Source organism: Streptomyces sp. NPDC058086 (genome assembly GCF_042885015.1).
In the GTDB taxonomy this organism is placed as follows: Bacteria; Actinomycetota; Actinomycetes; order Streptomycetales; family Streptomycetaceae; genus Streptomyces.
In genome coordinates, this window is sequence record NZ_JBHVST010000037.1 from 48,035 (window position 1) to 70,154 (window position 22,120).

General features: G+C 70.7%; 25 protein-coding genes. 9 read left to right on the top strand and 16 right to left on the bottom strand.

Going from position 1 to position 22,120, the window contains the following annotated elements; translation table 11 throughout:
* The first annotated feature begins 128 nt into the window (after positions 1–128).
* Positions 129–308: a hypothetical protein gene (locus ACFVWD_RS27110; RefSeq protein ID WP_075032584.1), complete on the top strand. Its 180-nt coding sequence runs from the start codon at positions 129–131 to the stop codon at positions 306–308.
* A gap of 60 nt (positions 309–368) precedes the next feature.
* On the opposite strand, the gene ACFVWD_RS27115 is transcribed toward ACFVWD_RS27110, so the two are convergent.
* From ACFVWD_RS27115 to ACFVWD_RS27130, 4 genes are all read right to left on the bottom strand, one after another.
* The gene (locus tag ACFVWD_RS27115) at positions 369–1,109 is read right to left on the bottom strand and encodes an SDR family NAD(P)-dependent oxidoreductase (RefSeq protein ID WP_389599733.1); all 741 of its coding nucleotides are present in this window, start codon (positions 1,107–1,109) and stop codon (positions 369–371) included.
* A 207-nt stretch (positions 1,110–1,316) separates the two neighbouring features.
* Complete coding sequence (locus ACFVWD_RS27120) at positions 1,317–1,862, bottom strand: hypothetical protein (RefSeq protein WP_389599735.1); 546 nt, start codon at positions 1,860–1,862, stop codon at positions 1,317–1,319.
* Positions 1,863–2,105: 243 nt separating this feature from the next.
* Complete coding sequence (locus ACFVWD_RS27125; protein ID WP_389599737.1) at positions 2,106–2,807, bottom strand: 1,4-alpha-glucan branching protein; 702 nt, start codon at positions 2,805–2,807, stop codon at positions 2,106–2,108.
* Between the two features lie 3 nt (positions 2,808–2,810).
* Positions 2,811–3,812: an LLM class flavin-dependent oxidoreductase gene (locus ACFVWD_RS27130; RefSeq protein WP_389599738.1), complete on the bottom strand. Its 1,002-nt coding sequence runs from the start codon at positions 3,810–3,812 to the stop codon at positions 2,811–2,813.
* A 116-nt stretch (positions 3,813–3,928) separates the two neighbouring features.
* On the opposite strand from ACFVWD_RS27130, the gene ACFVWD_RS27135 reads away from it, so the two are divergent.
* Both ACFVWD_RS27135 and lnt read left to right on the top strand, forming a co-directional pair.
* Entirely contained in the window at positions 3,929–4,414 is a 486-nt protein-coding gene (locus ACFVWD_RS27135; RefSeq protein ID WP_389599740.1) for a nuclear transport factor 2 family protein, read from the top strand.
* Positions 4,415–4,541: 127 nt separating this feature from the next.
* On the top strand, positions 4,542–6,152 hold the full coding sequence (lnt, locus tag ACFVWD_RS27140; protein WP_389599741.1) for an apolipoprotein N-acyltransferase: 1,611 nt from the start codon (positions 4,542–4,544) through the stop codon (positions 6,150–6,152).
* Here the strand turns inward: lnt and ACFVWD_RS27145 are convergent.
* Positions 6,070–6,981: a Gfo/Idh/MocA family protein gene (locus tag ACFVWD_RS27145; RefSeq protein WP_389599743.1), complete on the bottom strand. Its 912-nt coding sequence runs from the start codon at positions 6,979–6,981 to the stop codon at positions 6,070–6,072. The two genes, lnt and ACFVWD_RS27145, sit on opposite strands and share 83 nt — an antisense overlap.
* Positions 6,982–7,161: 180 nt before the next feature.
* On the opposite strand from ACFVWD_RS27145, the gene ACFVWD_RS27150 reads away from it, so the two are divergent.
* Both ACFVWD_RS27150 and ACFVWD_RS27155 read left to right on the top strand, forming a co-directional pair.
* Positions 7,162–7,674, top strand: a complete 513-nt coding sequence (locus ACFVWD_RS27150) for a DinB family protein (RefSeq protein ID WP_389599745.1) — start codon at positions 7,162–7,164, stop codon at positions 7,672–7,674.
* A gap of 131 nt (positions 7,675–7,805) precedes the next feature.
* Positions 7,806–8,282: a hypothetical protein gene (locus ACFVWD_RS27155; RefSeq protein ID WP_389599747.1), complete on the top strand. Its 477-nt coding sequence runs from the start codon at positions 7,806–7,808 to the stop codon at positions 8,280–8,282.
* Between the two features lie 21 nt (positions 8,283–8,303).
* On the opposite strand, the gene ACFVWD_RS27160 is transcribed toward ACFVWD_RS27155, so the two are convergent.
* The 7 genes from ACFVWD_RS27160 to ACFVWD_RS27190 form a co-directional block, all read right to left on the bottom strand.
* A complete protein-coding gene (locus tag ACFVWD_RS27160) occupies positions 8,304–8,885 on the bottom strand; it encodes a hypothetical protein (protein WP_389599749.1) in 582 nt (193 codons plus the stop codon).
* Between the two features lie 156 nt (positions 8,886–9,041).
* Entirely contained in the window at positions 9,042–9,725 is a 684-nt protein-coding gene (locus tag ACFVWD_RS27165; protein ID WP_389599751.1) for a uracil-DNA glycosylase, read from the bottom strand.
* A 188-nt stretch (positions 9,726–9,913) separates the two neighbouring features.
* The gene (locus ACFVWD_RS27170) at positions 9,914–11,494 is read right to left on the bottom strand and encodes an ABC transporter substrate-binding protein (protein ID WP_389599753.1); all 1,581 of its coding nucleotides are present in this window, start codon (positions 11,492–11,494) and stop codon (positions 9,914–9,916) included.
* A 209-nt stretch (positions 11,495–11,703) separates the two neighbouring features.
* Positions 11,704–12,465 carry an SDR family oxidoreductase gene (locus ACFVWD_RS27175; RefSeq protein WP_168489928.1) on the bottom strand — a complete coding sequence of 254 codons (762 nt, stop codon included), beginning with the start codon at positions 12,463–12,465 and terminating at the stop codon, positions 11,704–11,706.
* Between the two features lie 16 nt (positions 12,466–12,481).
* Positions 12,482–13,243: a 3-oxoacyl-ACP reductase FabG gene (gene fabG, locus ACFVWD_RS27180; RefSeq protein WP_099923884.1), complete on the bottom strand. Its 762-nt coding sequence runs from the start codon at positions 13,241–13,243 to the stop codon at positions 12,482–12,484.
* A gap of 189 nt (positions 13,244–13,432) precedes the next feature.
* Positions 13,433–13,816: a DUF3037 domain-containing protein gene (locus tag ACFVWD_RS27185; RefSeq protein ID WP_389599754.1), complete on the bottom strand. Its 384-nt coding sequence runs from the start codon at positions 13,814–13,816 to the stop codon at positions 13,433–13,435.
* Entirely contained in the window at positions 13,813–14,577 is a 765-nt protein-coding gene (locus ACFVWD_RS27190; protein WP_389599756.1) for a HipA family kinase, read from the bottom strand. Before ACFVWD_RS27190 ends, ACFVWD_RS27185 begins: the two co-directional genes overlap by 4 nt.
* 195 nt (positions 14,578–14,772) lie before the next feature.
* On the opposite strand from ACFVWD_RS27190, the gene ACFVWD_RS27195 reads away from it, so the two are divergent.
* Positions 14,773–15,270 carry a Rieske (2Fe-2S) protein gene (locus tag ACFVWD_RS27195; protein ID WP_389599757.1) on the top strand — a complete coding sequence of 166 codons (498 nt, stop codon included), beginning with the start codon at positions 14,773–14,775 and terminating at the stop codon, positions 15,268–15,270.
* Between the two features lie 18 nt (positions 15,271–15,288).
* Here the strand turns inward: ACFVWD_RS27195 and ACFVWD_RS27200 are convergent, their stop codons facing one another.
* On the bottom strand, positions 15,289–15,927 hold the full coding sequence (locus tag ACFVWD_RS27200; RefSeq protein ID WP_389599759.1) for a cysteine hydrolase: 639 nt from the start codon (positions 15,925–15,927) through the stop codon (positions 15,289–15,291).
* Between the two features lie 153 nt (positions 15,928–16,080).
* On the opposite strand from ACFVWD_RS27200, the gene ACFVWD_RS27205 reads away from it, so the two are divergent.
* Positions 16,081–16,548: a pyridoxamine 5'-phosphate oxidase family protein gene (locus ACFVWD_RS27205; protein ID WP_101407952.1), complete on the top strand. Its 468-nt coding sequence runs from the start codon at positions 16,081–16,083 to the stop codon at positions 16,546–16,548.
* A gap of 307 nt (positions 16,549–16,855) precedes the next feature.
* Here the strand turns inward: ACFVWD_RS27205 and ACFVWD_RS27210 are convergent, their stop codons facing one another.
* On the bottom strand, positions 16,856–17,758 hold the full coding sequence (locus ACFVWD_RS27210) for a LysR family transcriptional regulator (protein ID WP_389599761.1): 903 nt from the start codon (positions 17,756–17,758) through the stop codon (positions 16,856–16,858).
* Between the two features lie 74 nt (positions 17,759–17,832).
* Here ACFVWD_RS27210 and ACFVWD_RS27215 point away from each other — a divergent pair, with 74 nt between their 5' ends.
* Positions 17,833–18,768 (top strand): DMT family transporter, encoded by a 936-nt coding sequence (locus ACFVWD_RS27215; RefSeq protein WP_389599763.1) that lies wholly within the window; start codon positions 17,833–17,835, stop codon positions 18,766–18,768.
* Positions 18,769–18,832: 64 nt separating this feature from the next.
* Here ACFVWD_RS27215 and ACFVWD_RS27220 read toward each other — a convergent pair whose 3' ends face one another.
* Positions 18,833–20,164: an aminotransferase class I/II-fold pyridoxal phosphate-dependent enzyme gene (locus tag ACFVWD_RS27220; RefSeq protein WP_389599765.1), complete on the bottom strand. Its 1,332-nt coding sequence runs from the start codon at positions 20,162–20,164 to the stop codon at positions 18,833–18,835.
* A gap of 35 nt (positions 20,165–20,199) precedes the next feature.
* Between ACFVWD_RS27220 and ACFVWD_RS27225 the strand changes: the two genes are divergently transcribed.
* The gene (locus ACFVWD_RS27225) at positions 20,200–20,889 is read left to right on the top strand and encodes a pyridoxamine 5'-phosphate oxidase family protein (RefSeq protein ID WP_389599767.1); all 690 of its coding nucleotides are present in this window, start codon (positions 20,200–20,202) and stop codon (positions 20,887–20,889) included.
* An 84-nt stretch (positions 20,890–20,973) separates the two neighbouring features.
* Here the strand turns inward: ACFVWD_RS27225 and ACFVWD_RS27230 are convergent, their stop codons facing one another.
* The gene (locus tag ACFVWD_RS27230; RefSeq protein ID WP_389599769.1) at positions 20,974–21,954 is read right to left on the bottom strand and encodes a DMT family transporter; all 981 of its coding nucleotides are present in this window, start codon (positions 21,952–21,954) and stop codon (positions 20,974–20,976) included.
* Positions 21,955–22,120 lie beyond the last annotated feature (166 nt).

Consider the following 22,120-nt stretch of genomic DNA (forward strand, 5'->3'; position numbering starts at 1 on the left):
GCCGGCGTGCCGTCGTACGGATCGACCGAGCCCGTTCGCGTCACTCCGCGTCGGCCGTGACGAACCGCATACGGGATGAGTAGCCGCCCGGTAGCGCAGTGTCAGTCCTTGCCCCTAGGCTGATGCGCATGTCCCCCGATTTAATGTCCTCTGGTTCCGTGCGGTCCGCTGCAGCGCTGAACGAACAGATCCGCGCCTTGTGGATGCGCGCGGGCGGCTCCCTCTCCGCGCAGGAGCGCGCGGAGTACGAGCTGCTGGTCGTGAAGTGGGCGGAAGCGATACGCGGAGAGGTCGTCGAGGCCGCGTGAGATCGGGCATGGGGACCTGCACGAAGTCCAAGGGTCGATGACCGGCACCCTTGTCGGGGCTCACCGCCCCCCGGACACCCGCAACACCGCCCCCGTCGTGTACGACGCATCGGGCGACATCAACCACGCGATGGCCGCGGCGACTTCCTCGGCCTGACCGACGCGGCGCAGCGGAATCGACGAGGCGGCGCGCTCGGCGCGGCCCGGATCTCCGCTGGTGGCGTGCATCTCCGTGGCGATCATGCCGGGCGCGACCGCGTTGACGCGGATGCCGTCCGGGCCGAGTTCCTTGGCGAGGCCCACCGTCAGGGCGTCGACGGCGGCCTTGGTGGCCGCGTAATGGACGAAGTCACCGGGGCTGCCGAGTGTGGCCGCCGCCGAGGACACATTGACGATGACGCCGCTCCCCCAGGCCGCCATGGACCGGGCGGCCCGTCGCGAACACAGCAGCGTGCCCAGCAGGTTGACGTCCACCACGCGCCGTAGATCGGCGGGGTCGGTGTCCGCGAGCCTGCCGAGCGGACCGGTCACGCCGGCGTTGTTCACCAAGCCCGTCACCGGCCCGAGCCGGTCCGCCGCCGTGTCGAAGAGCCGCTCGACGTCGTCCTCGTCGGAGGTGTCCACACGTACCGTGACGCAGCGGGCCCCCGCCGCGCGGACGGCGCTCGCGGTCCACTCCGCGGCGGCGCTGTCGCGCACGTACCCCACCGCCACGTCGTGGCCGTCCGCCGCGAGACGCGCGCACGTCGCGGCACCGATCCCCCGGCTGCCGCCCGTGACGACGGTGACGTGGCGTGTCATACGTGCCTCCTGGTGGCGAACGGGCAACCCGGGTCCGTCTCGAGCCCGTACTGGTCTTCGATCACTCTACGATCGAGGACGCATCGCCGGGCAGGGGGCAAAGGTGCGCCGACACGCCCTCGTCCAGGGTGCCGCCCAGCCGAAGCCCTCCCCGCTGATGTCGAAGACGAGAACGCTGCGACTCCACGGCGATCCGCCGGACAGGCCCTAAGCGACAGGGTCCGCAACGCCGGTCGGCACACGGAACACGCGGCGTCGGGATCCCCGCAGACCAGGGACGCCCTGCCACAGCACGGCCCCGTTCGCGCGCTCCCACCTCGCGGTCGCCCGGGACCGCGCCCACTGGGCCAGGGCAAGCGTGACCAGCATGATCGGCGGCATCACTTGATGGGACGTCAGGCCGATGAACAGCAGCCAGCAGGCCAGGACACCCACGAATCCCGCCGTGCGCCACAGCGACAGCCGCCGCACCGCGTCCTGTCCGTCGCGCGGTGCGGCGACGCTCTCGATCGGCGCGGCATCGTCGTAGGTGCGGCGCAGCCGGGCGGGGAGACGAAGACACATCGGCAGCAGCGCCACGGACACGAAAACGATCGCGACCGATCCCACCATCAGCATCTCGCGGCGGTGAGCCGTGCCGACCAGGGCGAGCAGCACGCCTTCGGACAGCACCGCGCCCGCGGCCGTCATCAGCGCGGACATCCGCTCCAGATACACCACGCGTATCAGCCCGTCGCGGGCGTCACCAGCCACCGTCGTACCTCTCTCACCGCCCGGACACCCGCACGGGCAGGCAAGATCCAACTCCGGGCGGAACACAAGGTCAATACGCGACAGTTCCAGGATGCGCGGTCTTGACCACCCCTTGGCCGACGCGCGACCGAGTGGACGAGCGGGGTACGGCGAGCACCAGGCGTGGGCAGCCGCGGTCTTTGTCCGGCCGGAACGGGTGGGAGAGGTGGGAGGGGGGACTACGGTCGGCGCCGGGGAGTCCGGTCAACGCGCTGTGTCGCGCAGGACGACAAACAGACCTCGGCTCTCGTCGCCGTTCTTCGAGCGCCAGTCGGCAACGACATGTCCTCGGGCCGCCCGGGCCGCATGGGCCTGGGAAACCTGCGTGTCGGGCCGGAGGACACGCATCACGTCGATGGTCACGGCGCCCGCCGACTGACTGTGCGGCCCGGCTTCTTCCTTGGTTTCCACCACGATGGCGGTGCCGTGCTGTCTGTCGTCGACGACTGCCGACGCGATCACGGTTGAGAAGCCGACCCCCGTGAAGTAGCTCGTGACGGAGGGGGCCGGGGTGTTGGTCTCGCTCTGCGCCTGCGGCACGGCGCGGCCCTGGAGGAGATCGAGTAGTTGAGCGACGAGGACCGGGTCATGGGTCCCGTCGTACACCCACCGCCTTCCCAACACCCCGTGCTCGGACGTGCCGATGAGCCCCCGATCGGCTCCGTCGAGCGGCGCCCCGCGGTAGCTGAGCGGCACGTGGTAGGAGCGCGGTCGCTCGCCGGAGGTGTCCGTGACCACCATGAACTCGATTCCCACCTCCCCTTGCGGATCATCGAGCCGAAAGCCACCGGCCTTGGTCAGGTGCGGCTCACTCGCCATGCCGATGTACCACGGCTGCCTGGGAAGCCAGGCGGTAAGGAGCTCCAGCTTGCTGGGCGTCATCGTGGTCTTGTAGATCACAGCCATGCTTCATGAACGTCGTCCGTCGGCACGAGGTTCCTCCATGACGTGCTGCTTGACGAGTTCGTACGACCTCAATCGGTCGGCCAACGCGTAGATGGGCGTCACGAGCATGAGTTCGTCCGCACCCGTCAGGTCCACCAGGTCCGTCAGGTGCTTCGCGACGGTCTCGGGTGAGCCGTGTGCCTGTTGGGCACGGAAGCTCGTCAGCGCCCGCACCTCTTCCGCGGTGAACGAGTGGGTCGCTGCCTCTCCGGGCGTGGGGAAGGGGATGTCGCCTCGCCCCTTGAGGAGTCCGGCCTTGACGACATCCATCGGGCCGGCCAGCCGGGCCGCCTCCTCATCCGTCTCGGCGCACACCGTTTCCACGCAGATCAGCACGCGCGGGCGCGCGCACCAGCGGGAGGGGGAGAAACGTTCGCGGTAGTGGCTGAGCGCGGCCAGGGTGTTGTCGGGACGAATGTGATGGGCGAAGGCGATCGGCAGCCCGAGTTCCGCGGCGAGCGCGGCGCCGGCCGTGCTCGAGGACAGCAGCCACGGCTCCGGGAGCGGGCTGAGTGCGACTTCGTCCACCAGGAAACGCAGAGTCGACGACACGTCGTCGCGGTACTCGTCGTCCGTTGCCGGACCGGCCCCGCGGCGCAGGGCCCGCGCCGTGGAATCGTCGAAGGTACCCGGGCCGCGGCCGATGCCCAGGTCGATCCGGCCCGCGTGCAGTGCGGACAGCGTGCCGAATTGCTCCGCCAGCATGATCGGGGCGTGGTTCGGAGCGAGAACGCCCCCGGAGCCGAGACGGATGGACGACGTCAACGCGGCCGCGTGGGCGGTCAGGACGACGGGCGGGAACGCTCCGATGGCCGGAGAATGGTGATGCTCGGCGTACCAGAGTCGCAGGTAACCGAGGCCTTCCAGGCGCCGGGCGAACTCGGTGGTGTCTCGTAAGGTGTCTGCGGCTCGGGCGCCCGCTTGGACCATGGCCACTTCGAGCGCGCTGAGCGGTACGGTGATCATCCGATCAGTATAGAAATCGCCCATCCGCACCAACTCCCTTTGTCTACGAGGCGGAGTTATGCACCTGTTGGCGCACGCCCCTTGGCTGCGCACCCTCCGTGGCCAACACTGAGCCGATGACGCAGCGTGTGGAGCTCGCGACCGTGATGGACCGATTCGCCGTGGACGGACTCGTCACCGAGTACGCGGTGGCCGTCGACGACGGCGACTGGGAGGCGTACCGGAGGCTGTTCGCACCGGACGGACGCGCCGACTACCGCTCGGCCGGAGGTGTCGAGGGCGGCGCCGACGAGGTCGCGGGATGGCTCGCGCAGAGCATGGAGCTCTTCCCCATGCGCCAGCATCTGATCGTGAACCGGCGGCTGCGGTTCGGGTCGCTGGACCAGGAAACGGGCGACACGGCCCGGGTCCAGGCGGACTACATCAATCCGATGCGGTTCGCGGGCCACGACGGTGGGTCCACCGCGCCCGACTTCGTGTGCGGCGGCCGGTACGCCTTCGGACTGGTGCGTACGGACCTGGGCTGGCGCCTGCGCGAGGTCGTCGTCCAGGAGAAATGGCGCCGCGCCCCGCAGCCGAGCCAGGAACCCGCCGCCACCTGACCGGACGCGCCGACCGCAAGCCGCCCGAGTGGCGCCCCCTGACCAAAAAGCCCTGACGGGACGCCCTCTGTCGGAGATCGTCGCCGACGCGCACACTGGAGGCATCCCCCGGGGAGGGAGGCTCTGTATGAAGAGGCCCGAGCGTTGGCGCGAGCGTTGGCTGGGCAGTGGGCCCGATCTCTGGCTCGCCTCCCCGTGGCGGCGGGCGATCGTCGCCGCACTGGCCGGCGCGCTGCCGATGCTCGCCTTCCCTACTCCTTCGTGGTGGTGGTTCGCGTACGTCGCCCTGGTGCCCTGGATCCTGCTGGCCCGCTCGGCCCCGACGGGCAGGCGGGCCGCGTACGACGGCTGGTTCGGCGGGCTGGGCTTCATGCTGGCCGTGCACCACTGGCTGCTGCCGAGTCTGCACGTGTTCACGATCGTCGTAGCGGCGCTGCTCGGCGTGCTGTGGGCACCCTGGGGCTGGCTCGTCCGGCGGTTCCTCGGCGGGGTGCCCTCGGCGGGGCGGGTCGGGGCCGCGTTCCTGGTCCTGCCGTCGGGGTGGCTGATGGTCGAACTCGTCCGGTCCTGGCAGGGCCTCGGCGGGCCCTGGGGACTGCTCGGGTCGAGCCAGTGGCAGGTCGGGCCCGCGCTGCGGCTCGCGTCGGTCGGCGGGGTGTGGCTGCTCAGCTTCCTGGTGGTCGCCGTCAATGTGGCGGTCGCCGTACTGGTCGCGGTGCGTGAGTCACGTATGCCCGCCGTCGCCGGACTGGCCGCGACGGCCGCCGTGACCTCTGCGACCTGGGTGTGGTCGCCGCGCCCGGACGTGACGGGCCAGGTCCGGATCGCCGTCGTACAGCCCGGGGTGATCGGCGGCGCGAACAGTGCCGAGGCGCGTTTCTCACGCGAGGAGGCCCTCACCCGCACCCTCGCCGGACAGGACCCCGACCTCGTCGTCTGGGGCGAGAGCAGCGTCGGCTTCGACCTCGCGGACCGCCCCGACCTGGCGAGCCGGCTCGCCGCGCTGTCCCGGCTGACCGGCGCCGACATCATGGTGAACGTCGACGCGCACCGCTCCGACCGGCCCGGGATCTACAAGAGTTCCGTCCTGGTGGGACCGCAGGGTCCGACTGGCGACCGCTACGACAAGATGCGGCTCGTCCCCTTCGGCGAGTACATACCCGCCCGTTCCCTCCTCGGCTGGGCGACCTCGGTCGGGAAAGCCGCGGGCGAGGACCGAAGGAAGGGCACCGAGCAGGTCGTGATGAACGTCGGGCACGGACTGCGCGTCGGCCCGCTGATCTGCTTCGAGACCGCCTTCCCCGACATGAGCCGCCATCTCGCCCAGGACGGTGCCGAGGTTCTCCTCGCGCAGTCCTCGACCTCGACCTTCCAGCACAGCTGGGCCCCCGAGCAGCACGCCTCGCTCGCCGCGCTGAGGGCCGCCGAGACCGGCCGCCCGATGGTGCACGCGACGCTGACCGGGGTCTCCGCCGTGTACGGCCCGAGCGGCGAGCGGATCGGCTCCTGGCTCGGCACGGACGCGAGCGCGGCGGTGGTGTACGACGTACCGCTCGCGCGCGGCGTCACCCCGTACGTCCGGTTCGGCGACTGGCCGGTGCACGCGGCGCTGCTGATCCTGGCGGCACTGTGCGCGACGGAGGGCTTCCGGGCGTTCAGGCCTCGGCGGACCGCTCCTGAACCGCTCGTACCACCCGCTCGCACAGTTCATGAGTCGCCAGCGCGTCACGGGCACTGAGCACCTTGCCGGCGCGCACCGCGTCGAGGAAGGCGAGCACACTCTGCTCGATGCCGCGCTGCCGGGCCACAGGCACCCAGTCCCCGCGCCGCCGCACCGACGGCTGCCCCTTGTGGTCGATCACCTCCGCGAGGTTGACCACCTGACGCTTGGTGTCCTGCCCCGAGACCTCGAGGATCTCCTCCGCCGAACCGCTCAGCCGGTTCATCACGCCGAGCGCCGTGAAGCCGTCCCCGGCGAGTTGCAGTACGACATGGTGGACCAGGCCGCCCTCGACCCGGGCCCGCACGGTCACGTCGTCGACCGGCCCAGGCACCAGGAACCGCAGCGTGTCCACGACGTGGATGAAGTCGTCGAGGACCAACGTGCGCACGTCCTCGGGCAGCCCAATCCGGTTCTTCTGCATCAGGATCAGCTCGCGGGGGTGATCGGCACACTGCGTGTACCCGGGAGCGTGACGCCGGTTGAATCCGACGGCGAGACTGACGTTCCGCTCTTCCGCGAGGCGCACCAGACGCTCGGAGTCGGCGAGTTCGTACGCGAGCGGCTTGTCGACGAAGGTCGGCACGCCCGCCTCCAGGAGCCGCGTCACGATCTCGGGGTGTGCGACGGTCGCGGCGTGTACGAAGGCCGCGTCGAGGTTCTGCGCCAGCAGGTCCGACAGGTCGGTGTGCCGCTGCTCCGGCGGCAGGTGGAGGCTGTCGCCGACCCGGGCCAGGGTCGCGGGCGTCCGCGTCTGCAGATGCAGCTCGACCCCCGGCTGGACGCCGAGCACCGGCAGGTACGCCTTCTGCGCGATGTCGCCGAGTCCGATGCAGCCGACCTTCACCAGGGTCTCCTTCAGTTGCCGACGCGGGCCTCGCCGGAAGCATACGGCCGCTGCGGCGGCCGCCTGTCGGCGATGCCGTCGAAGCTCCGCGGGAACAGCGCGGGAGCGGCCTCGGGGGCCAGAGCGGCGTTCGTAGGAAAGGCCCTGGTGGACGGCCGTGCCCTCGACGAAAATGCGGGCATGACGAAGCAGCGCACCGAACCCGCCACCAACGCCGACGAACGGTCCATGCTGGAGGGCTGGCTCGACTACCACCGCGAGACCCTCGAGATGAAGTGCGCGGGCCTCGACGACGCCCAGCTCAAGACCGCCTCGGTCGAGCCCTCCGAGTTGTCCCTGCTCGGTCTGGTGCGGCACATGGCGGAGGTGGAGCGGGGCTGGTTCCGCAAGGTTCTGGTGGGCGACGATCCGGGGCCGATCTACTACAGCGACGAGGACCGGGACGGAGAGTTCCATCTCACCGACGCGGACACCTGGGACGAGGCGTACGCCACCTGGCAGGCCGAGATCGGGATCGCCCGGCGCAACGCGGCTCGTTTCGCGCTGGACGACGCCGGCGAGGGCAAGAGCAAGTTCACCCAGGACCCCATCAACCTGCGGTGGATCTACACCCACATGATCGAGGAGTACGCGCGTCACAACGGTCACGCGGATCTGATCCGGGAGCGGATCGACGGTGCCACGGGTGAGTGAGAAAGGGTGATGCGGCGTCGGGTCACGTTGCGGACACGGGCGCCCTCCGCAGGAGCGGAAGGATCACCCATGTGGGGCAACCTCCGCTTGTCAGCTCCCCAAAGCGGGCCTGACGCAGCAGAGTTGAGCGGGTGCATCGAACGACGACCGCCGCAACGCTCCTGGTCACCGTGGCCACCGCCGCGCTCTCCGGCTGTGTGACCGTCCAGCGACCGCCCGCTCTCTCCCTGCCGACCGCGCCTTCCCGGCCGTCGCCGCCGCGTCCTGACGGCAAGGCCGGACCGCCGATCGTGCAGGCGCCGGCGCGCGAGGCGCTGGAACTCATCGGGCCGTCCCGGAAGCCGTCACCGAGCGCTCCGGCGCCGCACCGTACGCCCGTCCCGGCGCCCGCCGCCCCGAAGGCCCCTGCTCGCCACCCGGGTGCCGAGCAACACCCGCAGCCTCATCCGCACCCACGACCCCACCGGTCCGCACCCCGCACCGACGTTCCGCCCGTCGCACCCGAACAGCCGAGCAGCACGGATGTGTGTGCCCTCGGCCGGAAGTACGGGGGCTGGAAGGCGGACAGTCCGGAGGCGGTCATCTGCAAGGGCACGTACAGGCATTGACACGACCGGCGTCCGCAGGACCTAAGGGCACTGTCTCGGCGGCCCCAAGGTCTCTCCTCCGGACCCGCCGAAGGGACCGGGCCCCTCGACGGTGCCCGGGCCCTCTCCCGGCCCTCCGTGCGACGGGCCCTCCCCGTCGAGTCTCAGCTCCAGACGGCCGATCGCCGCGCGTACGCCGTCCCCGTAACGGTCGTTCCCGAGGGCTCCGACCGCCCCGCGTGCCCGGCGCAGATGGCTGCGGGCGGCTTCGGAGCGGCCGAGCTTCACATAGTCGGCCGCCAGGTTCAGGTGCAGCGACGGATAGAACGCGCGCGCCTCGAGCGATCGGTGGCGCTCGGTGACATCGCCTTCGGTGAGTTCCTCGGCCGCCGACAACGCCCTCAGGTCCCAGGCCAGTTCGTCCGCGGGATCGTCCTGCGTGTCCGCCAGGTAGTGCGCCAGGGTGCAGCGGTGCAGGGGGTCGCCGTCCTCGCCGATCTCCCCCCACAGGTCCAGGAAACGCCCCCGAGCCTCCTCACGGTCGCCACCGTGGTGCAGCATGACGACCTGTCCGATCCGGGTCATCATGGCGTCCGGCGCCGCCTGCTCCTGTTGCTCCGCCACCGCGTCCTCCAGGCTCGTCGCTGTCCCTTCCGACGCTAACCGGACACACTGACAATCACGCTCAGGCGCCCCCGGACACCGCTGAGCCGCCCCGGTGACGGCCGGACCGGACGCCCCTCACACCCGGCCCGGGCCGCTTCCGGTCTCGGTCCCGGATCAGCCGAGGTTCGGAATCCGCCAGTCGATCGGCTCGTAGCCCTGCCCGGCGACCGCCTCATTGATCTGCGTGAAGGGGCGCGAGCCGAAGAACTTCTTCGCGGAGAGCGGCGACGGGTGCGCACCCTTCACGACGATGTGCCGCTTCTCGTCGATGAGCGGGAGCTTCTTCTGCGCGTAGTTCCCCCACAGGACGAAGACGGCCGGGTCGGGCCGGTCGGCCACGGCACGGATCACCGCGTCCGTGAACTTCTCCCAGCCCTTGCCCTTGTGCGAGTTGGCCTCACCGGAGCGCACGGTCAGCACCGCGTTCAGCAGCAGGACGCCCTGCTCGGCCCACGGCATCAGATAGCCGTTGTCCGGGATCGGGGTGCCCAGCTCCTCCTTCATCTCCTTGTAGATGTTGCGCAGCGAGGGCGGGGTCTTCACTCCCGGGCGGACCGAGAAGCACAGGCCGTGGCCCTGGCCCTCGCCGTGGTACGGGTCCTGGCCGAGGATCAGCACCTTCACCCGCTCGTACGGAGTCGCCTCCAGCGCCGCGAAGACCTCCTCGCGCGGAGGGTAGACGGGACCGCCCGAGCGCTCCTCCTCGACGAACTCGGTGAGCTCCTTGAAGTAGGGCTGCTGCAGTTCGTCACCCAGTACGCCGCGCCAGGACTCGGGCAGCATGGCGGTGTCGGTCACGTCAAGTTCCTCCGATGTGCGGTCACTTCCAGTTCTCAGAACCTACAGGCGACCACTGACAATCGGCCCCGCACCCCGTGGGACCAGGCTACCCGCCGGGTCCTGCACGTGACCCACCCGCCGGGTCCTGCACGTGACCCACCCGCCGGGTCCTGCACGTGACCTACCAGCCGGGTCCTGCACGTGACCTACCAGCTGGTCTTGCGATGCAGCTCCCACATCATCATGATCGTCGAGGGGTCCAGGGCCTGCTCCCCGCCCGCGATCTCCTCGCTCGCCGCCACGAACTGCTTGCCCTGCCACAGCGGCAGCAGCCGCGCGTCGTCGACGAGGATCTGCTGGGCCGCCTCGAACTCCTTGACCACCGCTCCACGGTCGCTCTCGCGGCGCGAGGCGGGCAGCAGGGTGTCGGTGATCCGGGGCGCCGGATAGGGCGTGCCGAGCGCGTTCTGCAGGCCCACGAAGGGCGCGATGAAGTTCTCGGCGTCCGGGAAGTCCGGGAACCAGCCGCGCCCGAACACCGGGTACTCGCCCTTGCGGTAGCCCTCCTCATACGTCTTCCAGGGGCGCCCGTTGAGCGATACGCGGAACAGACCGGAGTCCTCGAGCTGCCTCTTGATCTCCTGGAACTCCGGGGCGGTCTCGGAGCCGTAACGGTCCGTGGTGTACCAGAGGGTGAGCGGGACGCGCGCGGTGATGCCCGCCGCCGAGAGGATCTGCCGGGCCTTGGACGAACTGGGGTCCCCGTAGTCGTCGAAAAAGCCCGTGGTGTGACCGGTCAGGCCCGCGGGGACCATGGAGTACAGCGGGTCGACCGTGTCCTTGTAGACCTTGTGCGCGATCGCCGCACGGTCGATGACCTGGGCGACCGCCTTGCGCACCGCGAGCTTCTTGGCCCACGGATCCTTCGGGTTGAACACCAGGTAGCTGATCTCCATGCCCGCGCCCTCGACGAGCTGAAGGCCGTCGTCCGCTCCCTTGGTCCGGAGCGAGACGATGTCCTTGGAGGCCAGGCCGCGGAACGTGACGTCGATCTTCTTGTTCTTGAGGGCGTCGACCATCTGCCCCGAGTCCTGGAAGTAGCGGATCGTGACCGCGTCGTTCTTGAGCTCGGCGAATCCCTTGTAGTGGTCGTTCCTGACGAGTTCGGCCTGCTTGCCCTCCTCGTAGGAGCGCAGGCTGTACGGCCCCGACCCGAAGACCTTGCCGTCCTTGCGCAGCGAGTGCGCGGGGTAGTCGTCGGGGTCGACGATCGACATGGCCGGGGTGGCGAGGACGAACGGGAAGGTCGCGTCCGATTTGTTCAGGTGGAAGACGAGTTCGCGCTCGTTCAGTACCTGGATCCGGTCGAGGCTGCCGAGGAGGCCGGCGGGACCGCCGGGCAGGTTGATCTTCTTGATCCGGTCGATCGAGTACTTGACGGCGTGGGCGTCCAGCGGGTCGCCGTCGGAGAACTTCATGTCGGCGCGCAGCTTGCAGCGGTACACGAGGTTCGAGGTGTCCGCGAACCCGCAGCTCTGGGCGGCGTCGGGCTCGGGCGTGGTCGCGCCGGAGGGGTAGCTCAGCAGTGTCTGGTAGATGTTGCGGAACAGCTCCCAGGAGCCGTCCCAGGAGGCGGCCGGATCCAGCGTGCTCGGGGCACTGGTGGTGCCCACGACGATCGGTCCCTTGTCGTCGGACGACGCCGAGGTGAGGACGCCGCACCCGGCCACCAGGGTGATGGACGTGACCGCCGCCAGCTGCCGCAGACATGGGTTCCGGTTGAACACGCGCACGCTCCTCGATCTGCCTTACCAAGGGTCGGCAGACCATACCGCAGCGCCACACCGGTGAACCCGTGTTCCCGACAGGGCACTTGATCAGCGCGTTTGTGACTACGTTGTCATTTGGCTGTACGTCTTCATACGTCGACGCGGGCGCCGATTTCGTCCATCAGCGCCCGCGTCGATGCTCCGTTCGTCCCGTCTCGGGGCTCCGGTCAGCCCACTCCGGCGTTCAGGAAGATGCCGCCGTCGACGACGAGGGTCTGACCGGTGATCCAGTCCGACTGGGTCGAGGTGAGGAAGGCGGCGGCGCCCCCGATGTCGGAGGGCACACCGAGCCGGCCGAGCGGGTAGGACGCGGCCGCCTCCGCCTCCCGGCCCTCGTACAGGGCCTGCGCGAACTTGGTCTTCACGACGGCGGGCGCGATCGCGTTGACCCGTACCTTGGGCGCGAACTCGTGCGCCAACTGCACGGTCAGGTTGATCATGGCGGCCTTGCTCATGCCGTACGCACCGATGAAGGGCGAGGGGGCGATGCCGGCGACGGACGCGATGTTGACGATCGCGCCGCCGTTCTCGCTCTGCCAGGCCTTCCAGGTCAGCTGGGCGAAGCCGAGCGCCGAGACGACGTTGGTCTCGAAGACCTTGCGTGCCACGTCCAGGTCCAGGTCGGCCATCGGGCCGAACACGGGGTTCGTACCGGCGTTGTTGACCAGGTAGTCGACGCGGCCGAAGGCCTCCATGGTGCGCTCGACGACCGTGGCCTGGTGGGCCAGGTCGTGCGCCTTGCCGGCGACGCCGATGACGCGGTCGGCACCGAGTGCCTCGACGGCCTCCTTCAGGGCGTCCTCGTTACGGCCCGTGATGCACACGCGGTCACCGCGCGCGACAAGGGCCTCCGCGATGCCGTAGCCGATACCGCGGCTCGCGCCCGTGATGAGCGCGACCTTGCCGGAGAGTTCGGGGAGTGTGGTCATGTCGTGCCCTCCGGAGTCAGTTGAGCGGTCCGCCGGCCACGTACAGGACCTGGCCGGAGACGAATCCGGCGGCCTCGCCGGTGAAGAAGGCGATCGCGTTGGCGATGTCGTCGGGGTTGCCGACGCGCTGCACGGGGATCTGGGTGGCGGCCGCGGCCTGGAAGTCCTCGAAGCCCATGCCGACGCGCTCGGCGGTGGCCGCCGTCATGTCGGTGGCGATGAAGCCGGGCGCGACGGCGTTGGCGGTGACGCCGAACTTGCCGAGCTCGATGGCGAGGGTCTTGGTGAGGCCCTGCAGACCGGCCTTGGCGGCGGAGTAGTTGGCCTGGCCGCGGTTGCCGAGCGCCGAGGACGACGACAGGTTGACGATCCGGCCGAACTTGGCGTCCACCATGTACTTCTGGCAGGCCTTGGCCATCAGGAAGGCGCCGCGCAGGTGCACGTTCATGACCGTGTCCCAGTCGGACGCGGCCATCTTGAACAGCAGGTTGTCGCGGAGCACGCCCGCGTTGTTCACCAGGACGGTCGGCGCACCGAGCTCCTCGGCGATCCGCGCGACCGCGGCCTCGACCTGGGCCTCGTCGGAGACGTCGCAGCCGACCGCGATGGCCTTGCCACCGGCGGCGGTGATCTTCTCGACGGTGTCCTTGCACGCGGCCTCGTCGAGGTCGATCACCGCGACGGCGCGGCCCTCTGCAGCCAGTCGTACGGCGGTCGCGGCGCCGATGCCGCGCGCGGCACCGGTGACTACGGCGACGCGCTGCTCAGTGGTGGACATTGCTGGTTCTCCTCGCCCTTGAAAAGCCCTGCGGCTTGAAATGCCCTGCGGTGGAATGTCCTGCGGTGGAATGTCCTGCGGCTCACACGGTACGCCCGTCCGGTGAGCGACCGCTTAGTACCTTCGGTAGACGTGACGCTAGAAGCCCTGGCACCCGGTGTCAACGGCACACCACGCGGGTGTGATCCATTACCTGACCAGCAACTGGAGCAACCGCTCCGTCTCCGCCGCCGGATCGGCGGTGAGTCCGGTGTGCACGGGCCCCGGCTGCACGACCGTCGAACGGGGCGCGATCAGCCAGCGAAAACGCCGCCCGGCATCGTCACCAGCGGCCTGACCTGCTGCTTCACCACCCGCGCAGACCCCCTCGACCGCCCGCAGCGCGGCCCGTACGCCGACCACGTCGGCCTCCGGGTCCAGGGCCAGCAGCTTGGTCTCGTCCAGATGGGTGCGCACCCCGACGAAGGACTTGGCGCGGCAGTACACCAGTACGCCCGCGTTGAAGCACTCGCCGCGCTCGATCCGCGGCACCACGCGCAGCAGCGCGTACTCGAAGACGTCCCGCTCGCTCACTTGTCCCCCTCGAAGCCCTTGATACGCCCCTCGATCACACCGGCGCGCGCCAGCAGCGGCTGCGCGTAGGCACGCCGGAGGGCGTCCGGCGAGTCGAAGCCGGGTTCGTCGGCCAGCCAGACGTCGGGGATCTCCGCGGTCACCTCGGCCAGCAGATCCTCGGTCACCAGCGGCGCCAGCTCGGCCGCGGCGGAGGTGATGTCCGGGCCGAAGGGCGCGAGCGCGTGGTCGGAGGCGTCGTAGGGCTTTGCGGCGGAGGTCGCCGCGCCCGGCCAGTGGTGGTGCCAGATCATGGTGGCGCCGTGGTCGATGAGCCACAGGTCGCCGTTCCACATCAGCAGATTGGGGTTGCGCCAGGAGCGGTCGACGTTGTTGACCAGCGCGTCGAACCAGACGATCCGCCCGGCCTCCTCGGGGCTCACCGCGAAGGCGAGGGAGTCGAAGCCGATCGCGCCGGGCAGGAAGTCCATCCCGAGGTTCGGCCCGCCGCTCGACTTGAGCAGCTCCTGCACTTCCTGGTCCGGCTCCCCGAGCCCCAGGACCGGGTCGAGGCCAAGTGTCACCAGGCCGGGCACACGCAGGCCGAGCCGACGGGCGAGTTCACCGCAGACGACCTCCGCGACGAGCGTCTTGCGCCCCTGCCCCGCGCCGGTGAACTTCATGACGTACGTCCCGAGATCGTCGGCCTCGACGAGCCCCGGCAGCGAGCCGCCCTCACGCAGCGGCGTGATGTAGCGGGTCACGATGACTTCCTTGAGCATCGCCCCAGGCTACTGGGGTGGTCACGGCCACCGGAGACGACCCGTGGGCGCCCGTGGCGGCGATGCCCCGAGCAGGTCGGCGGCTGTCTAACCGCTGTCGATTCGGTCAAGAAGTCCTCAGCTCCTGAACAGGGCAGACGGGCGGACCGTACCTCTGTACGGATCACCATCACGTCCGTTGAAGGGAATGTCAGCATGACCAGCGAATCGCTTCACCCCGTTCCGGCCCCGGCCCGCCGCACCGTCGTGGCGGCGGTCGGTACGGCGGGACTCGCCGTCGCGCTGACCGCGTGCGGGTCGGACAACAAGTCCTCCGACTCCACCAGCTCCAACTCCGGCTCCGGCGCGAGTGCGAGCAGCGGGGGTACGGGCGGGGGCGACAACGCCGCGGCGGGCAACGCGGGCGGCACGGTCCTCGCGAAGACCACCGACATCCCGGAGGGCGGCGGCAAGGTCTTCGCGTCCCAGGGCGTCGTCGTCACCCAGCCGACCGCGGGCACCTACAAGGCCTTCTCCTCCAAGTGCACCCACCAGGGCTGCGCGGTGAAGGGCATCGCCGACAACGTGATCACCTGCCCGTGTCACAACAGCCAGTTCTCCGCGACCGACGGCAGTGTGAAGAAGGGGCCCGCGACGCAGCCGCTGGCCGCCGCCACCATCAAGGTGGAGGGGGACTCGATCAAGCTCGCGTGACGCGGCCGGGGCCGCGCCTCAGCGGCGCGGCCGCTCGAAGCAGGCCAGCACGTCGTCGGTCGCCGTGATCGTGGCGACCAGGGCGAGCGTGTTACGGATCATCGCGGGGGTGTAGTCGGAGGGCACCCCCGCGATGGCGTCCGCGGGCACCACGGCGGTGTAGCCGCGGTTCACGGCGTCGAACACGGTGTTGGGGACGGCCACGTTGGCGGAGACTCCGGTGACGACGAGGGTGCGACAGCCCAGGTTGCGCAGCAGCGCGTCGACGTCGGTGCCCGCGAGCGGGGACAGGCCGTGCAGGCGGCGTACGACGAAGTCCTCCTCGGCGACCTCGATCGGCGGCGCGACGCGGACCGCGGTGGTGCCCGACAGCTGTTGCACGGGCAGCCGTTCGGCCGCGCGGAACACTCGGGCGTTGCGGTTGGCGCCCCGCGCGTCGGGTCGTCGTTCGGCGATCGCGTGGATCACCTGGACGCCGCCGCGGTGGGCGCCGGCCACCAGCCGGGCTATGTTCGCGAGCGCCCCCGACGACCGGGCCTCCTTGGCGAGTTCGGGCAGTGCGCTGTCCGGGCCGACGACACCCTGCTGGCACTCCACGGTGAGCAGAACGGTGCCGTCCGGGTCGAGGAGTGTGCTGAGCTGTTCATGCGACGGCATGACTCCCCTTGTCGTCGAGGGTCGGGCGGGCGAGCGTAACGAGCATTGCGCACGGACGGAAGACGGCCCATGCTTTTCTGACGCACTGTCAGAGGATCTCTGTCGACGCAGAAGATCGACGCATCAGGTCGACATGAAAGAAGAGGTGACCGCATGACCGTCACTCAGCGCAGGGGTCGGAAGATCATGATGACCCCCGGCGAGCTGGACGAGTTCCTCACCACCCAGCGCACCTGCCGCGTCGCCACGGTGTCGAAGGACGGCACCCCGCACGTGAGCGCGCTCTGGTTCGTCTGGGACGGCACCTCGCTGTGGCTGTACTCCGTGGTACGCAGCAAGCGCTGGACGGAGCTGAGCCGCGACCCGCGGGTCGCGGTGGTGATCGACACCGGCGAGGAGTACGGGGAGCTGCGCGGCGTCGAGCTGTCCGGCACGGTGGAGTTCGTGGGCGAGGTCCCCCGCACCGGGGAGCTGTGCGCCGAACTCGACGTCCCCGAGACCTTGTTCGCCCGCAAGAACTTCGGCCTGGAGGAAATGCCGCACGACGGCCGCCACGCGTGGGCCCGGCTGACGCCGACAGCCATCGCCTCCTGGGACTTCCGCAAGCTGCCGCCGCTCTAGAACTCGGGCGAGCCCGGCCGTCGCCAGGGCACCCCACGAGCCGACGGCACCACGGACCCTCAGCGAGGCGGGAGCACTGCGGACCTTCTGCGCGGCGACGGCGCTACGGAGGCAGCCGCTAGCCTGCGCAGAACCTCGCGAGGAGACAGCGCCGCAGACCTTCCACGGGGCAAGCCCCGGCCACCGCGAGGCGTCCGCGAGCTCCCCCACCGCAAGACGTCCGCCGGCCGCCTCAGACACCGGCATCACGGGCCGGTCCCCGCTGTCGGACTCGCCCGAGCCGCCCCGTCACCGCCCAGGTGGGCGCTCAGCCGATGCTCTCCCCCGCCGCCCGCAGCGCCGACACCGCCGCTCTGATCGACGGGCGGCGGTCGGCGTCCGCGCGCCAGATCACGTAGACATGCCGCCGGACGGCCTGCCGCAGCGGCACCGCGACAACCCCCTCCGGCATCGGATGGCGCCCGAGCAGCGGCGCGATGCAGACACCGAGCCCCGCGGCGACCAGCCCGAGCTGGGTGTGCGTTTCGGCGGCGCGGTGGCCGATGTGCGGTTCGACACCCTTGGACCGCAGGGTGAACATCAGCCACTCGTGGCAGAACTCACCCTCGCCCCAGGTGATCCACTCGTCGTGGGCGAAGTCGCCGAGGTCGACCTCCGCGCGGTCCGCGAGCCGGTGGCCGACCGGCATCGCCACGTCGGCCGGGTCGTCGAGGATCGGGGCCTTGACCAGGCCGTCGGGCAGCGGCATCGGCTTGTTGTACCAGTCGAGCACCACCGCCAGATCGAGGTCGCCCCTGATCACTCCGGCGACCCCGGCCTCGGGCTCCAGCTCACTGGAGCGCACCCGCAGCCCGGGGTGCTCGGCGCGCAGCGCGGCAAGCGCGGTGGGGAACAGCCCGCGCGCGGCGGTCGGGAAGGCGGAGAGCCGCAGTTCACCGACGACCTGACCGCGCTGGGCCTCCAGGTCGGACTGGGCGAGCTCGACCTGCGACAGGATGCGCGCGGCATGCTCGGCGAGCAGCCGCCCGGCATCCGTCAGACGCACCCCGCGCCCGTTCTTGGCGAGCAGCTGCTGCCCCACCTCGCGCTCCAGCTTGGACATCTGCTGGGAGACGGCCGACGTCGTGACGTGCAGCCCCTCGGCCGCGCCGCTCACCGAGCCGTGCCGGGCGAGGGCGTCGAGGGTGCGCAGACGCTCCAGATTCAACATGTAAGCAATACTACGAGATACCGCTCGAAAAATCTCGCTTGTGCTACGAGATCATCTGCCTCATCGTTACACCCATGAGCGCCGTGACCACTCCCCGAACCGACACCCCGACCGCCACGACCCCGCGCCGTCGCACCGCCCTCGACTGGCGGATCCGCTTCGGCGCCCTCTCGCTGATCTGGGGTTTCAGCTTTCTGCTCATCAAGGTCGGCACGGAGGGCTACGCGCCGTTCCAAGTCACCTTCGGACGGCTGCTGTTCGGGACGGCGGTGCTCGCGGCGGCGATGGCGGTGAAGCGGGAGCGGCTGCCGCAGGGGGCCCGCACCTGGGGTCATCTCGCGGTCGCGGCCTTCCTGCTCAACGCGCTGCCGTTCTCGCTCTTCGCCTACTCCGAGCTGACGATCCCCTCCACGCTCGCGGGCATCTGCAACGCGACCTCACCCCTGTGGGGCATGGCCCTGTCCCTGGTCGCCCTCTCCGAGGACCGTCCGACCCGGCGCAGGGTCGCCGGTCTCGGCATCGGCTTTCTCGGCGTCCTGACGGTCCTTGGCATCTGGCAGGGCTTCCACGGCCTGGACGCCACGGGCACGGCGATGGCCCTGCTGGCCTCGCTGAGCTACCCGATCGGCTGGATCTACGTCCGCCGCACCCTGGCCGGCACCGGCCACTCGCATCTGTCGATGACCGGCGCCCAACTGCTGCTCGCCACCGCCCAACTGGCCCTCGTCACCCCGCTGTTCACTGCACTTCCGAGCCATTTCCCGGTCGTCCCGCTGCTCGCGATCGCCGCCCTGGGGGCCCTCGGCACGGGCCTGGCCATGCTCGTCCAGTACGGCATCGTCGCCGAGGTCGGCCCGACGACGGCCCAGATGGTCACGTACTTCATCCCGGTGATCGCCACCGCCGCGGGCGTCGCGATCCTCGGCGAGTCGCTGAGCTGGTCGACGCCGGTCGGCGCGGTGATCGTCCTCGCCGGCGCGGCACTCACCCAGGCCGGGCCACGCCGCTGACCGCGCCCTCAGGGCGTACGGACCCGACTCACACGTAACCGCACGTAACCGCGAACGGACCGACTCACACGTACCCACGCACGGGCGCCGGTCCGACGGCGGAGGCGACGGCGTCCGCCAGCGGCTCGATGTCGTCCGGCGTCAGAGTCGAGACGGTGATCCGTATCCCGGGCGGCGCGCTCATCCGGAAGCGCGCCCCGGGCGCGACCGCCCAGCCGGCGTGCAGCAACCGCGCGACCGCCCCCGTCTCGTCCGGGACGGGGATCCACACGTTCATCCCGCTGCGCCCGTACGCCTCGATGCCACGCCGCTTCAGGGCGTCGATCAGCGCGTCCCGGCGCCGCCCGTACGCCGCCGCCACGGCCGTCGCGTCCACCGCGCCGTTCGCCCACAGGTGCACGACCGCCCGTTGCAGCAGATGGCTCACCCAGCCGGGCCCCAGCCGCTGCCGCCCGTGCACCCGGTCCATGGTGACGGGGTCCCCGGTGAGGACGGCGAGCCGCAGGTCGGGGCCGTAGGCCTTGGCGACGGAGCGTACGAAGGCCCAGTCGCGGGTCACCCCGGCCAGGGGGTGCAGCGGCAGGTCGACGATCCGGTGCCCGTGGTCGTCCTCGACGAGCAGGACGTCCGGGTGTTCCTTCAGCACGGAACGCAGGGCACGCGCGCGGGGGGCGCCGACCGCGGCGCCGGTCGGGTTCTGCGCCCGGTCGGTGACGATCAGCGCGCGGGCACCGGCCTCCAGGGCATGGCGTACGTCGTCGGGGACCGGGCCCTCGTCGTCGACGCGCACCGGGACCGTGCGCAGCCCGAGCGCCGGGGCGAGGTCGAACACACTGCCCCAGCCGGGATCCTCGACGGCGACGGCGTCCCCGGGCTTGAGATGGGCCGCCAGCACGCGCTCGATGGCGTCGAGCGATCCGGAGGTGACGACGACGGGACCCTCGGGCACGCCGTCCGCGTCGAGGTCGGCGCGCGCGAGCCGCTCCAGCTCCGCCTCGACCGCGGCCTCCCCGTACATCACGGGATCCCGGTCCGACCGTCCCGCCGCCGCCGCGAACGCCTCGGCGAGGGCGGGCAGCAGTGCCGGGTCGGGGTTGCCGTCGGCCACGTTCCGCACGCCGTCCGGCACCTCGACCCGGATGTAGTCGCGTCCCGTCGTGGCGGGCTTCGAGCGGATCCGGCTGCCCCGCCGCCCGGCGGTCTCGATCACCCCGCGTTCGCGCAGGGTGCGATAGGCGGCGGCGACGGTATTGGGATTCACCCCGAGCCGCTCCGCCAACTCCCGCATCGCCGGAAGCAGTTGCCCCGGCTCGAGGTCCCCGCTACCCACCGCACGCTCGACGCTCGCGGAAATGTCTGCTGCGCGACGCCCTTCGATCCGATACTCTCCTAGCACAAAGAAGATTATGCACTAGTGCAATGGAGAGCGCAATGTCGGAGACGAGCACTCAGCCCGGGACGACGCGGCCCGCCGCCTACACCCCGACCGACCGCACCGTCCCCACCCGTTCCAAGGAGCGTGCCGCCTACGACCACGAGCTGGTCCACGCGATACTCGACGAGGGGTACGTCTGCCACCTCGGCTTCGTCCGGGACGGCGCCCCGGTCGTACTCCCCACCCTCTACGGGCGGGTCGGCGAGCGCCTCTACGTACACGGCTCGACGGGTTCGCGCCCGCTGCGGATGACCGGTCAGGCCGACCCCGGACTGCCCGTCTGCCTGACCGTGACCCATGTCGACGGTCTGGTCCTGGCCCGCTCCGCCTTCCACCATTCGATGAACTACCGCTCCGTGGTGGTGCACGGCATCGCCCACCAGGTGACGGACCCGGTCGAGAAGCGGGAGGCCCTGGACGCGCTGGTCGACCAGGTCGTCCCCGGCCGTTCGTACGACTCGCGCCCTGCCAACGCCAAGGAGCTCGCAGCCACCGCCGTGATCCGCCTCGACCTGAACGAGGTCTCCGCGAAGCTGCGCACCGGCGGCCCGAACGACGACGCGGAGGACCTCGCCCTCCCCCACTGGACCGGGGTCGTCCCCCTCACCAAGGGACACGGCACCCCGATCCCCGCCGACGACCTGGCCCCCGGCATCAAGCTCCCCGACTACCTCGCGACCCTGTGACGCCGAGGCAGCCGAGGCACCGTGCGGGATCCCCCCGGTGCCTCGGCCTCAAGCCTCATACCTGCCTCGTGCCTGCCTCATGCCTCAGACGAACGCCCGTTCCTCCTCGGGCGCCCTCCGGGTGTCGCCCCGAATGCCCCGCGTCTCGGCCACCGCGAGCCCCGCGACCGAACCCAGCATCAACAGGGTGCCCGCGAGCGTCGTCATGGTCAGTCGTTCGCCGAGCAGACCGACGGCCAGCACGGCCGCGCTCACCGGCTCCAGGAGCATGATCACGGAGACGGTCGCGGACCGGACCACGGCGGCGCCCGCGAAGAACAGGGCGTAGGCCAGCGCCGTGGGGACGGCGGCGATATAGACCAGCAGGGCCAGCACGTGGGCCGGTTGGGCGGTGTGCGGGACCAGCCCCTCGGCCAGGCCCAGCGGCAGCAGGCAGACGGTGGTGACGGCGAACGTCCACACCGTCGTACCGGAGCCGTCGACGCGGCCGTCGCGTCCCCACCACCGGGTGAGCAGCGTCATCGTGGAGTATCCGGCCGCGGAGACGACCGCGAGCACCACACCCCAGGGCCGCACCGTGGCACCCCCGGCGCCCAGCGCGAGCACCCCGAGCCCGCCGAGCGCACCGGCGACTGCGGCGCTCCCGCCGCGCCCGAGCCGCTCCCCCAGGATCAGCCGCGCGCCGAGGGCGATGAGCACGGGCCCGGCGCCCAGGGTGACGACGGTCGCCACCGCGAGTCCGGTGGCCTCGACGGCGGCGAAGTAGGCGGTCTGGAAGACGGCGAGCCCAAGGCCCGTGACACCGATCCGCAGGGCCTTGCGGCCGAGCGGCTCCCCGGCGGCCGGCGCGACCCGTCGACGCCACCGCCGATGCCGCGGCAGACGCACGGCGAGCAGCAGCACGAGTCCGCCCGCACAGCGCCAGAAGGAAAGGGCGATCGGCCCCATGTCACTGGCCCGGTAGACCAGTGACGCGGCCGCGCCCGCGGTGCCCCAGGCGGCACCGGCGACGATCAGATAGAGGAGGCCTCGCCCGAGGGGCAGGCCGGAAGCAGCATGCGACACGTGTTTCTCTCCGCGGATACGCGCGGCCGCGCACAAGGCAGCCGCGCCGAAGTTCGGGAAGGACCACGTCGCAGCCCGTGCCCAGCGGGCAGGGGCGTACGGGAAGGTCCTCGGACCTCTTCTGCGGGCAGCGCCGTGCCACCCGGCATCAGGCCGGGCGGGAACT